Raw genomic sequence first — 12,243 nt, forward strand, 5'->3', positions numbered from 1 at the left:
ACACGCATGAACGCACCGGCGCAGGGAATACAAAGCCATCCCTTCGTGCTTCGTCAGAAGCTCGAAGACTTTTGCCACTGGTTCTTTCCCGTGGTCGATCGGTTCCCGAAAAAAGAGCGCTGGGCGTTGTGCACGCAAATAAAGAACTGCCTGTATCGGCTGGTGCGCCGGACGATTCAGCTGCAGAAGTCAAAGAACAAGGTGGGGCATATTTTCGAGGTCGACATCGACCTGGAAATGCTGCGCTACCTCATTCGCCAGGCACACACCAGCCGCTACCTGAGCAGTAACCGGCTCCGGCATGCGAGTGTTCTGGTGGGAGAAATCGGGAAGATACTGGGCGGCATGCTCAGAAAATGCGGGGTGCAGCCGTAGGCGGTAACTGGACGAACGCGTCCGAGGCTGGTTCCCGGTGCGTGAATTTGAACAACAATCCGTGGAATGTGAATAGCAATGTGGGCTTCCGGGCCGTCTGCGACCCCTTAGGGCGCAACCAGACGATGAGCGACTACGGTCTCCATCGCAGCGATCCACAACAGGAATCGGGGCTGCAATCCATCTCAGGGACGGGAAAAGATAAACAGGCGGTCACGGCCAGTAGGCAATGGCTGAACGTGGTGACCGCCGACCTTTGGAGAATTCATGAGGCGACAAAAAGACATCTGGCTAGAGATTTCATCGTGGGAAAACCTGCTGGTGGCATGGCAGAGCGCCCGCAAAGGCAAGCGATTCAAGCGCGACGTGCTGTCGTTTCATCAGCACTGGGAAGAGCATTTGATTGATATACAGAACCGTCTGATATGGGGCATGTGGGAGCCGACGCCGTTTGCCTCATTTGTGATCTATGAGCCGAAACAGCGCGTCATCGAGGCGCCCCGGTTCGGTGATCGGGTGGTTCACCACGCGCTGCACCAGGTAGTAGAGCCGTTCTTTGAGCGTCGATTCATAGACGACTCTTATGCCTGCCGACGCGGCAAAGGCACACACGCGGCGGTGGCAAGCGTCCAGAGGCACCTGAGGCGCGCCCAGCAGAACTGGGGCCAAGTGTACGTGCTCCAGGCGGACATCAAGGGATATTTCCACCATATCCAACATGATCGCCTGATGCGCCAGATTGGCCGCGTGATCGGAGACAAGAAGGTGCTGCACCTCTGGAGCAAGATCATCCGGTACAACGGCTACAACGGTGTAGGGCTGCCCATTGGCTCGCTCACCAGCCAGCTTGGTGCCAACATCTATCTGGACGCCCTAGACCACCACTGCAAGGACGACCTGGGCATTAAGCACTACGCGCGGTACATGGATGACTGGGTGATACTGGGCCAGAGTAAGGAAGAGCTACACTCACTGAAAGATCACTTGAAATACTGGCTGTATCGAGAGCTGGGCCTGAGCCTCAGCAAGTGGTCCATCTATCCGGCCAGCCAGGGCGTCGATTTTTCCGGGTACCGCACCTGGGCAACGCACATCAAGCCGAGAAAGCGCAACATCAAAAACGCCAGGCGTCGACTGAAAGGGTTGGCGTCTGGCTATGCCGCAGGGAGGGTGGGCGCTGTTGAGCTGCGGGCGTCTCTCGCGTCGTACGTGGGGTACACGAAGTACTGTGAAAGCAGAACCACCGTAGACGGCTTAATAAATGATGTTCATGAGAGGTTGAAGCATGCGTGAATCTGAGGTGAGAAGACTCATAACCAACCTGATTCGCCTCGGTACCATTGCCGAGGTCGATGGCGCACGCGCACGGGTGCAGACAGGTGCAAACCTGACTCCCTGGTGCGCCTGGCTCACGCAACGCGCCGGGGATGACAGTACCTGGTGGGCGCCGTCAGTGGGTGAACAAGTGATCCTGTTATCGCCCGGCGGCGACCTGGCTCAGGCGGTGATCCTGCCTGCCCTTTACCAGGACGAATTCCCGGCCCCTGAGTCTGACCCGGCCGTTCGCCGGACCCAGTACCGTGACGGCACCTACATCGAGCACAACACCGACACCCGCCAGATGACCATAGCACCTGCGGGTGACTTGGCCATCCACGTTGCTGGCCACTGCACCCTGAGCACAACAGGCGACGTCGATGTGCTGGCCGAGGGCAACGGCACTCTGGCGGCCGCCGGTAACGTCGAGGTCGAAGCGGGTGCGATCCTGAACCTCAAAGGCACCATAGTGAACCTCAACTGATGAAACTGAACGAATACACAGCCTGGGTCGCAGTGGCCATAGCGCACTGGGAGCCGATCATTGACCAGGTGCTGGACGATGTCGCCGCGCAGTCCTGGAGCCCGGAATATGACCCTGCAGCTGACAAAGCCTCGCTGAAACAGCAGCTGGCCGACTACTTGGCCGCCTTTGAAACCCCGCTGCTGACATACCGGGACGACAACACTCGTCGCGGCCCGTTCATTGATGTGCTGATGAGCCAGGTGTTCTACATCAACGTGGCCGTAGCGCAACCGTCACCGCTGGAACCGGTGGCCGTGCCCAGCCTGATACCAGGTGAAGACATCCGGCTGCTGTTTGCCTGGTGGGGGCAGGACTTGCCCGACTTCACCGGGTTCTTTGAAGTGCTGTACGACGGCAGCCCAACCATGCCGGTCTATGACGCCACTTCAGAACCGCCCAAAACCAGCGTCGACGGCACGTTCTCGCTCGGTTCAACCGCTGCCTATCAGGCGGCGATCGACGGGCTGAGCGGCTATGTAGATCAGGACCTACAGAACATGGAAGCGTTGCCTCTGCAGGTCCAGGCCAACACCCGCAACCGCGTGGCCTATGGCATCTTTGCCGGTGCCGATGCCGTCATTGAACCCAACCCAGTCAGCTCGAAACAGTACCTCCTGCAGGAAATGCACGTGCAAGACGTTCTGGATGAGTTCGGCTGGACAATCAGAGGCCTGGAACTGTGAGCAGACCGGTAGCGCGTGTAAATGACATCACGGTGGGGATCTGCTGCGCGCACAGCAACCCGTCATGCATCCCCATGTCCGGCTTGATCGCCCAGGGAGCGCCAACGGTGAACGCCGAGGGGCTGCCGGTGGCGCGCATGAATGACACGATCATTGGCGCCTGTGGCCACACGGGAATCGTTGCGAGTGGGGCGCCCACCAGGCTCGCCGAGGGGCTGCCAGTGGCGCGGGTAGGGGATTCTCACGCGGGGAGTTTTACCGGGAGTGTTGGTGGTGGATCGCCTACGGTTTTATTGGACTGATAATGCGTGCGTATACGTCGCTTAAAGCGGTAATATCAATGTCTACATTCTGCTGGCGCAGCGTCTCAATGCATTCGTCGCGCTACAGCAGCAGCATGACCCGCTGGCTGTTGTAGAGCAGGAATGAAACGCCGATCAGCATGCTCAGGGCACCGGACAGGACCAGCAGGGTACCGGGCCACAGGGGCACCTCATTGACGGCGAGCATCCAGGCACCAAAGGACAGCGGCAGGGCTGCTGCCATCATGAACAGAATGACCTGCACACCCGGGCGGTGTTCAGAACGACTCATATGCTACTCCCATGACTTGTGGTGCCGTCCGCATTCAATGATTGAACTGTAGACACAGGCTGACCGACAACAGAATCAGGCAAGGGCCTTGGCCTCTATCTTTTGCGCCCACTCTGCGGGGCCGCTGATATGGACCGAATCCCCCTGACTGTCGACAGCAACGGTCACTGGCATGTCCTCTACGGTAAACTCGTAGATGGCTTCCATGCCCAGATCTTCGAAGGCCAGACAGCGTGACGACTTGATCGCCTTCGACACCAGGTAGGCTGCGCCACCCACGGCCATCAGATAGACCGCGCCGTGTTTTCGTATGGCTTCACGGGCCACCGGGCCACGCTCTGCCTTGCCGATCATACCCAGCAATCCGGTTTCTGCCAGTACAGTGTCGGTGAATTTGTCCATTCGGGTGGCGGTGGTGGGCCCGGCCGGGCCTACCACTTCTTCCCGCACCGGGTCGACCGGCCCGACGTAATAGATGAAGCGGTTGCGCAGATCCACCGGCAGGGCTTCACCCTTGCCCAGCATGTCTACCATCCGCTTGTGGGCGGCATCACGGCCGGTCAGCATTTTGCCCGACAGCAGCAGGGTGTCGCCTGGCTTCCAACTGCGCACGTCTTCCGGGGTCACCGTATCAAGGTTGACGCGACGTGCGCCCGGGCCTGCCTCCCAGGTGATGTCCGGCCAGTCTTCCAGTTTTGGCGGGGTCAGTTCTGCGGGTCCGCTGCCGTCGAGCACAAAGTGCGTGTGACGGGTGGCCGCACAGTTCGGAATAATGGCCACCGGCTTGTTGGCCGCATGGGTCGGATAGTCTCTGACCTTCACATCCAGCACCGTGGTCAGGCCGCCCAGGCCCTGGGCGCCAATGCCGAGCTTGTTGACCCGCTCATACAGCTCCAGCCGCAGCTCCTCGGCGCGGTTGCTGGCGCCTCTGGCCTGCAGATCCTGAATATCGATCGGGTCGAGCAGAGATTCCTTGGCCAGCTGCACGGCTTTTTCTGCCGTGCCGCCGATGCCGATGCCGAGCATGCCGGGCGGGCACCAGCCAGCGCCCATCTTCGGCACCTGCTCCAGCACCCAGTCTGCCACCGAGTCTGACGGGTTCAACATGGCCAGCTTGGATTTGGCTTCACTGCCGCCGCCCTTGGCTGCCACATGTACTTCGACGGTGTCACCGGGCACAACGCGGGTATGGATAACAGCCGGGGTGTTGTCGCGGGTGTTTTTGCGCGCGCCGTCAGGGTCATCCAGAATGGACGCGCGCAGCACGTTGTCCGGGTGCAGGTAGGCGCGCCGTACGCCTTCATTGACCATGTCCTCGACGCCCATGGTGGCATCGGCCCACTGCACATTCATGCCAATGCTGAGGAAAACGGTAACGATGCCGGTATCCTGGCATATGGGGCGGCGACCCTGCGCGCACATGCGGCTGTTGATCAGTATCTGGGCCATGGCGTCCTTGGCCGCAGGTGACTCCTCCTTCTCATAAGCCGCATTGACGGCCTGAATGAAATCGACGGGATGGTAATAGGAGATGAATTGCAGGGCGTCTGCAACGCTGTCGATGAGGTCAGCCTCGCGGATTGTGGTCATTCGGTACTCCTGAGTCGTGATCTGCTGAAATCCGCTCCGTAGTGTACAACATTTTTTGTTGCTGGCTGAGAAACGCTTCCACTTCATCCAGTACCGGGTTCTGCGGCTGCTCGGCGCGCAACTCCCGGCAGCGTGCAGTCGCCTGCTCCAGCGTCAGCGCGCAACCGACCTCGGGCCGGGTCAGGGCGGCCCTGAGGTAACGCTGCCAGTCGGCCTGGCGCTCAGGGGGCAGTGGTTGACCGCTCTCGCGCTCATAGTGGCGGGCGATAAAGCGCCGCCAGACGGTCTGCAGGCGCTGGTCCGAAGGCTCTTCCATCTGTAGCCACTGGCTGGCTGGTGTGCCATGGAACTGCCGACAGGCGGTCTGGTCCCGGTCTGATATGAACCCCTGATACAGAGCCTGTTCGGCGTCCATGGGCTGTGCTTCGCGCGCCATGGCCTCCTGCAGTTGGGGCAGCAGCGCTTTCATGTCCGGCAGGCGGGTCGCATGGTATTCCATCCGGGCGCGGTCCAGCCCCAGGCGCGTGGCCACCTCGTCAGTAAAGAGGCTGATCGGGCCCACCATGGGGCACTTGTTGGCGTGTATCGACTTGATGCCCAGGCGGGGCGTGTCACCCAGTGTCTCCGCCGGGCTGAACAGGCGGTGGCGGATGTCGGTGGCGCTGAGTCCGGCCAGTTCTGCCGGGTCAGACTGCAGGTCAAAGCAGATGATTTCATTGCGATTGGCGGGGTGAAAGCACAGGGGGACCAGTACGCTCAGGCAGCCGTGGCTGGCCGGCAGCATGCCTGACACATGCACGAAAGGTTGCTGCTGCAATACCGGCACCTGACTTTTGACAAAGGCCTTGTCGCGGCATTGCAGGGCCCAGTCGAAAAGCTTGGGCTGGCGCGTGCGTATCAGGCGGGCCAGGGCAATGGTGGCCTCGACATCCGACAACGCATCGTGGGCCTTGTCGTGCTGCAGGCCATTGGCCGCACTCAGTGTTTCCAGACGAAAGCTGGGCGCGCCGTCCTCCCGGCTGGGCCAGTTGATGCCCTCAGGGCGCAGGGCATAGGCCAGCCGGGCCACATCCAATATATCCCAGCGGCTATTGCCGTCGCGCCACTCGCGGTCATACACTGGCAGCAGATTGCGAAAAAACAGGAAACGGCAGACTTCATCATCAAAGCGGATGGAGTTGTAGCCGGCACTGCAGGTTCTGGGCTGACTCATTGCACTCAGAATCCGCCGCGCAAACTCCGGTTCGGGCAAACCTTCCGCCGCGCAGTGTTGAGGGGTGAGACCGGTGATCAGGCAGGCATCGGGACTGGGCACCAGTTCCGGCGTCGGCTGGCATAGCCAGTTGATCGGATCACCTATCGGGTTCAGGTCCAGATCGGTACGGATGGCCGCAAACTGGGCCGGCCGATCCTGCCGGGGTCGGGCACCGAAGGTTTCGAGGTCGTACCAGAGGAATGAAGGCGGGTGATTGGCCATGCTGAATCCATGATTGCGCGAGAGTCAGGGTAGCAGGCACACTAACCTGTCGGTCCTGCAGTGTAAATACAGGGGAAATAGTGTGCTGGGTAAACTGTTCAAACGTTCCGGGCTGACCCGGGCAGAAGATGTTCAGGCGTTGTCCAGAGAACAGGACAGTGAGACGCTAAGGGCCCTGGTGCTGGACGCAGAGGTTGATCCGCCGCTGCGCGTCACAGCACTGCAGCATCTGCAGGATGCCACGGTGGCTGCCGAATGCTGGCAGGCAACCGAGCTGCCGGCAGCGCTGCGTGGCGCCGCCCTGGAGCTGCTGCGGGCGCGACTTGAGCAGGACATTTCCTTTCTGGACACATTGAGCGACTGGTCACCGGTGGCACGCTACGGTCTGCTGCATGATGCCTGGTCGGAGGGCTGTGCGGACTGGCTGGCGTGGCAGGACGAACAGACCTGCCTGGAACTGGCGCAACAGGCGCACCGGCCGCAGGCACGCCATCAGGCGGCCGAACATATTGCTTCCGTCGACGCCCTGCAGGCGCTGCAACGGCAGGCCAAGGGCCATGACAAGGTCATGTATCGGCTGGCCAAGACCCGGCTGCAGAATTTGCGCGCCGTGGCTGAACAGCAGGCTGCCCGCGACCAGGCTCTGGAACAGGTGCGCCAGGGGCTGCAGAAACTGGTGCAGACCACCTATGACCCCTTGCTGGAAGGCAAGTTGAATCACCTCTTGCACAAGCTGGACGATATTCAGCCCAGCCCCGAGGAACAATCCGCGATCGAGCCGCTGGCGAACCAGGTGCGCCAAAGGCTGGAACAGGTGCGGGCCGAACGTGCGCCAGCACAGCAGGCCAGCGAACCGGAACCGCCGGCTACTCCGGAAACAGTTGCATCTCCTCCCTCTGTGGAGGCAACTGCAGACCCGGAAGCGGGTGAACCTGCTGCTCAGGAGGAACCGGCCGTCACCCCAGACCAGACCACTGCAGCGCCCGGTAACGCAGACGAAGATACCTCGACAGAGGACCCGGCCCGGGCCGAAGAGCGCCGTCATGTCGGTGCCGTGCGCAGCCTGCTGCGGCGGGGGCGGGGCGCCGTGCGCGGCGGCCATTTGCGTCAGGCACGGGGTATCTGGCGCAGCATCGAGGAGCACCTGAACGCACTGTCTGACGGCCACGCCGGGTTGCGCGAAGAAACCGTCGTCTTTCATGCCGAGCTGCAGAAACTGGCCGACTGGCAGTCGTTTGCGGTCGAACCCAAGATGGAACAGCTGATTGCGCATATGCGGCAGTTGTGTGAGCGCCACATGCACCCGCAGGACAAGGCGGACGCGGTGCAGGCACTGCAGAAAGAGTGGCGTCAGTTGTCGCGCGGCAGCGGCGGGCAGCATCAGGACCTATGGGATCAGTTCCATGACCTGGCCGAGCAGGCCTATGCGCCCTGCAAGGAGTATTTCGCCGAGCAGGCCGAGTTGCAGGTGGTGAATGCCAGCAAGCGGCGGGAACTGATTGACCAGTTGCACCAGTATTATGAAACCAATGACTGGCATAACCCCGACTGGACCGAAGTGGAAAAGGTGCTGCGCCTGGCGGCACGGGATTGGCGCCATTTCAGCCCGGTCAAACCGAAGGATCATCGGGCCACCGAGAAAGACTACAGCGCCATCGTGCAGCGCATTCGGGACCAGTTGAACAAGGAATACGATCGCAACCGGCAGGAACGCCAGCGCATCATAGAGGCGGCAAAGGCGTTGCGCGAGGAAGACAATATCCGCACGGCAACAGAGCAGCTCAAGGTGCTGCAGCAGGAGTGGAAGCAGAGCGGACGTACTCACCGCAAGGATGATCAGCGCCTGTGGCATGACTTTCGGGCCGTCTGTGATGACCTGTTTGCGCGCCGGGATGAACAGACGCAGGCGTTCAAGGCCGAGCTGGAGCACAACCTGAGCACAGCGCTGGCAGTGATCGAGCGTATTGAGCAGGCTGCAGACACCACGGACACTGCCGCCCTGAAAGCGGCACTGGCGGAACTGCCATCCTGGGAGGCCGAATTCGAGGCCTGCGGTGTACTGCCCAAGGCCCGGGTGGAAGAGACCCGGCAACGCTTCAGGGAGGCTGTTCGCACCCTGCGTTCAGCCCGAGATCAGCAGCGCCATGCCCGTGAGCGTCAAACCTGGGAGGCGTTGTTCGAACGCCTCCATGAGCTGGCCCGACTTGAATCTGCCATGCACGAAGGCCGTTTTGACGCGGATCAGAAAGCCGCCGTGGCGCAAGCCTGGGCTGATACCGCGAACCTGCCGTCTGTAGTCAGCCAGTTGAGCCAACGCCTGCAATCGGCCCTGCAGGCTTTCGAACAACAACAGGCGCCGCAACACACAGAAGCAGACCTGTCGGCACACCAACGCAGCATAGTGCTGCTGGAAGTGCTGGCTGATATAGAGTCTCCGCAGGCGGACCGTTCTCTGCGCATGGAAGTGCAGGTGCAGAGACTGGCTGACAACATGGGCCAGAAACCGGATCGGCAGGATATGGAGCAGGCTCTGGTGGCATGGGCTGGTCGGCCTGCCTTGCTGGCTGAGACCGAATATGAGCCCCTGCATGAACGTGCGAAAGTGGCTTGCCTGCGTTATTTTTCCAAGGTAGATCAATAAGTTATTGACAGAGCATGGGGTGCTGGATAGAATGCGCGCCAAGTTGATGCGGGGTGGAGCAGTCTGGTAGCTCGTCGGGCTCATAACCCGAAGGTCGTAGGTTCAAATCCTGCCCCCGCTACCAAATTTCGAGAGGCAGATCAGGTAAGACTGATCTGCCTTTTTTGTTGGGCGAGAAAGCGGGCCTGGAAGCTCGTCGGGCTCAGCTTTCCATCGGCGCAGCCGCTGAAGGTCGTAGCCGGAGCGCCGGCCGGATCAAATCCTGCCCCCGCTACCAAATTAAAAGAACCCGGTTGGTTAATTCCAACCGGGTTTTTTCATGTGTGGCTGGTTTAGTGTGTCTTACCCATTGATCCGGCAATGAGCCTGGTAAAGGGCTCGATGTTCTGGTGGACGCTGGCTTGCTCGAGTGCAGCCATGTAGGCACTGCGCTGCTCCAGAGTGATGACGGTCCAAGGGTGTCCGCCAGATGCCAGCATGGCATTCATCAAAAACCGGCCTATACGTCCGTTCCCGTCCATAAATGGGTGTATGTAAACAAAGATGAAATGGCCAAGAACTGCACGAACGCGTGCTTCCTCTTCTTCGGCAAGCAACTCGAAAAAGCTGGGCATCGCATCCCTGAGGGCTGCTGCGTTGGGCGGGGTATGCATGGAGTGGCGAATATAAACGGGTTGGTTTCGATACCCTGCCAGTTCGCCTGGCTGCATGATACCGGCCGTCACACTGGGAGCGAACAACTCGCGATACCAGGTGTTCAGGTCAGTTTCGGCAACTCGGCCGGCGTTGCCGCCGGATAATATTCTGCGAATACTCTTCTTCACCTCTTCATGTGCGAGCCAATAACCGCGTGCTGCCAGTGCATTGTAGTGTTCTGCATCACCTTGATTTGTACCCGGGTTCCAGTCGCCGGTGCGCACACGATCAATGAGATCGGGGCTGACGCGATACCCTTCAATTGAAAGCGAGTGGTAGGCATCAGTCACGTAGATGTCTGCAACCTGTTTGAGATAGGCCTCAGGTTCAAGGGGGTGTGCGGGCGGCGGTGGAAAATGTTCGATCACCACAGGGCGCATTGCATTCCACATTAAACGGATGCGATTGACACAGGGTGATTGTTCTCGCCCTGAAAACAAGACCGGGCTTGAGGCTGTGAAAGGGTCAGCCTCCGAAACGTTATAGCCTGCAGATTTCATCGTCCCTGCTATTTGGTCTGCGATTGTGCCTTTGCCAATATTCCGAAATGCGCCCGCCAGACGACCTGCAACCTTGCTATGCCCCCCGGACAGGAGTTTGCGCAGTATGTCGGAGGCGTCAGAAACCATGGAAAGCGCAGCGCGCATCTCGATAGGATTTGACACAAATTGCGCCTCGGAACAAGCGATCAGTGAGGCCGACAGGGTCATGATTCGCAGTCCGCCCATGATCTCCATGTCCTGTTTGTCCGGTAGTTCAAGACGCACATCAAATATCGATGTGTTGTGAAGCAGGGGCGTTGGCTTGTTTCCGCCTTTCGGTGATCGGACAAGGAGTTGTGTCGGTACACCTCGGGATTCAGTATGAATATTGATCGACTGCTCCGGGCTTAAACACCACTGATCTCCAAAACGCTCTTCAAGATAGTCCGCGCTGAAACTCCAGAAAGAGGCATACCACGCAGTGCTTTCGCCTTCGGGTTCGTCTGGCCGTGCCGAGATATACCAGCCCTTCATGACTTCCTTGATAAACCCGTTGCGCAGCAAGCGTTCCCGGTGTGTTCGTGTCAGGTGTCTGGCGCGGATGGCAACCCGGTTCTGATCTTGAAGCGCTTTCAGGGCTGCCAGAGAGTCTGCGAGCTTGTCTGAGGGTGTTGCCATCCTGTGACCTTTATAGGCTATTGTGCAGTCTGTTATTTAGGTTATTTTGTTTTCTCATTTTTAGGTTATTACGTCAAATTGTTTTTAGGTTATGGTGTTGTCGATGGGTAGATAACGACTGCGAACCAACCCTTGACTTAAACCAATGTTTAACTTCTATGGTGATTCCGTCATCAACTGCTTCATCTGAACATAACAGGAGAACATCATGTCCAAGAACATGGGGTCAGACAGCCGTTCGGTTCCGCATGCGCCCGATATAGAAGCCTACTTCAGCCGTATCGGCTATTCAGGTCCGCGCAGGGCCATACTGGACACGCTGCAGGAACTGCAATTCAGGCATCTGTGCACCATACCGTTTGAAAATCTCTCGCCCTTTCTCGGCCACCCCGTCAGGCTCGACATGCCGGCGCTGGAAGCAAAGATTCTGCACAGCCGGCGCGGAGGCTATTGTTTCGAGCAGAACATGCTGGTCCTGCAGGTGTTGCAAGCACTGGGTTTCAGTGTCCGCGGTCTGGCCGCGCGTGTTCTTTGGGGCCAGCCGGAAGGTACACTGACGCCGCGTACCCATATGCTGCTGTGTGTCGAACTCGATGGCAAAAGCTGGCTGGTTGATGTCGGGTTCGGAGGGCAGACCCATACCGCGCCCCTGTTGCTGGAGCCGGGCCTCGTCCAGACAACCCCGCACGAGCGGTACCGAGTGCTGCACCATGGCGGATATTTCCATCTGCAGGCTGAAGTTCTCGGCCAATGGCGTTCGCTCTACTGTTTTGATCTGTCTGACCAGCACGACGTGGACTATGAGCTGGCGAATTATTACGTCGCCACAAAACCGGATTCGCATTTCGTAACCGGGCTGGTCGCCGCGCGTGCCCGGCCCGGCGGGCGCTGCGCACTGTCAGGCAACAGGTTGACCAGGCATTACCTCGACCGGCCAAGCGAAGAGCGCGTGCTGGAAACCCCGGATGAACTCATGGATACGCTCGAAACCGTGTTCGATATCGCAATCCCTGATCGGGCTGAACTGAAGGCAGTGATCGCCCGCAAGGGCATTATTCCGGGCTTCCGCTGACCCGCGCAGCCCGCAAGCGGGTTGGGTGATCGTTGTGTCAACACCAACTTAGATTGTCCGCTTTTTGCCAACTAGGAATGTCCGGTCATTGGCAACTTCGTTTGTCCGGTTT

The 12,243-nt window shown here is 59.5% G+C and carries 11 protein-coding genes and 1 tRNA gene; 8 read left to right on the forward strand and 4 right to left on the reverse strand.

Going from position 1 to position 12,243, the window contains the following annotated elements:
* Positions 1-6 precede the first annotated feature (6 nt).
* The 5 genes from avd (at position 7) to E4656_RS20830 (ending at position 3,203) form a co-directional block, all read left to right on the forward strand.
* Complete coding sequence (avd, locus tag E4656_RS13840; protein ID WP_135483879.1) at positions 7-375, forward strand: diversity-generating retroelement protein Avd; 369 nt, start codon at positions 7-9, stop codon at positions 373-375.
* Positions 376-642: 267 nt separating this feature from the next.
* The gene (locus tag E4656_RS13845; protein ID WP_135483880.1) at positions 643-1,668 is read left to right on the forward strand and encodes a reverse transcriptase/maturase family protein; all 1,026 of its coding nucleotides are present in this window, start codon (positions 643-645) and stop codon (positions 1,666-1,668) included.
* Entirely contained in the window at positions 1,661-2,176 is a 516-nt protein-coding gene (locus E4656_RS13850; protein WP_135483881.1) for a phage baseplate assembly protein V, read from the forward strand. Before E4656_RS13845 ends, E4656_RS13850 begins: the two co-directional genes overlap by 8 nt.
* A complete protein-coding gene (locus tag E4656_RS13855; RefSeq protein ID WP_135483882.1) occupies positions 2,176-2,901 on the forward strand; it encodes a hypothetical protein in 726 nt (241 codons plus the stop codon). Before E4656_RS13850 ends, E4656_RS13855 begins: the two co-directional genes overlap by 1 nt.
* On the forward strand, positions 2,898-3,203 hold the full coding sequence (locus tag E4656_RS20830) for a PAAR domain-containing protein (RefSeq protein ID WP_167856065.1): 306 nt from the start codon (positions 2,898-2,900) through the stop codon (positions 3,201-3,203). The genes E4656_RS13855 and E4656_RS20830 overlap by 4 nt, the downstream gene beginning before the upstream one ends.
* An 82-nt stretch (positions 3,204-3,285) precedes the next feature.
* Here E4656_RS20830 and E4656_RS13865 read toward each other — a convergent pair whose 3' ends face one another.
* From E4656_RS13865 to sbcB, 3 genes are all read right to left on the reverse strand, one after another.
* The gene (locus E4656_RS13865; protein ID WP_135483883.1) at positions 3,286-3,495 is read right to left on the reverse strand and encodes a hypothetical protein; all 210 of its coding nucleotides are present in this window, start codon (positions 3,493-3,495) and stop codon (positions 3,286-3,288) included.
* Between the two features lie 75 nt (positions 3,496-3,570).
* Positions 3,571-5,085 carry a fumarate hydratase gene (locus E4656_RS13870; protein ID WP_135483884.1) on the reverse strand — a complete coding sequence of 505 codons (1,515 nt, stop codon included), beginning with the start codon at positions 5,083-5,085 and terminating at the stop codon, positions 3,571-3,573.
* Entirely contained in the window at positions 5,063-6,562 is a 1,500-nt protein-coding gene (sbcB, locus tag E4656_RS13875) for an exodeoxyribonuclease I (protein ID WP_135483885.1), read from the reverse strand. The genes E4656_RS13870 and sbcB overlap by 23 nt, the downstream gene beginning before the upstream one ends.
* An 82-nt stretch (positions 6,563-6,644) precedes the next feature.
* Here sbcB and E4656_RS13880 point away from each other — a divergent pair, with 82 nt between their 5' ends.
* Entirely contained in the window at positions 6,645-9,203 is a 2,559-nt protein-coding gene (locus E4656_RS13880; protein ID WP_135483886.1) for a DUF349 domain-containing protein, read from the forward strand.
* A gap of 47 nt (positions 9,204-9,250) precedes the next feature.
* Positions 9,251-9,327 (forward strand) — tRNA-Met (locus E4656_RS13885).
* A gap of 208 nt (positions 9,328-9,535) precedes the next feature.
* On the opposite strand, the gene E4656_RS13890 is transcribed toward E4656_RS13885, so the two are convergent.
* Positions 9,536-11,059 carry a Fic family protein gene (locus E4656_RS13890; protein WP_135483887.1) on the reverse strand — a complete coding sequence of 508 codons (1,524 nt, stop codon included), beginning with the start codon at positions 11,057-11,059 and terminating at the stop codon, positions 9,536-9,538.
* Between the two features lie 208 nt (positions 11,060-11,267).
* On the opposite strand from E4656_RS13890, the gene E4656_RS13895 reads away from it, so the two are divergent.
* Positions 11,268-12,131: an arylamine N-acetyltransferase family protein gene (locus E4656_RS13895; protein WP_205849210.1), complete on the forward strand. Its 864-nt coding sequence runs from the start codon at positions 11,268-11,270 to the stop codon at positions 12,129-12,131.
* Positions 12,132-12,243: the final 112 nt, after the last annotated feature.

The organism is Natronospirillum operosum (assembly GCF_004768465.1).
GTDB classification, from domain to species: Bacteria; Pseudomonadota; Gammaproteobacteria; order Pseudomonadales; family Natronospirillaceae; genus Natronospirillum; species Natronospirillum operosum.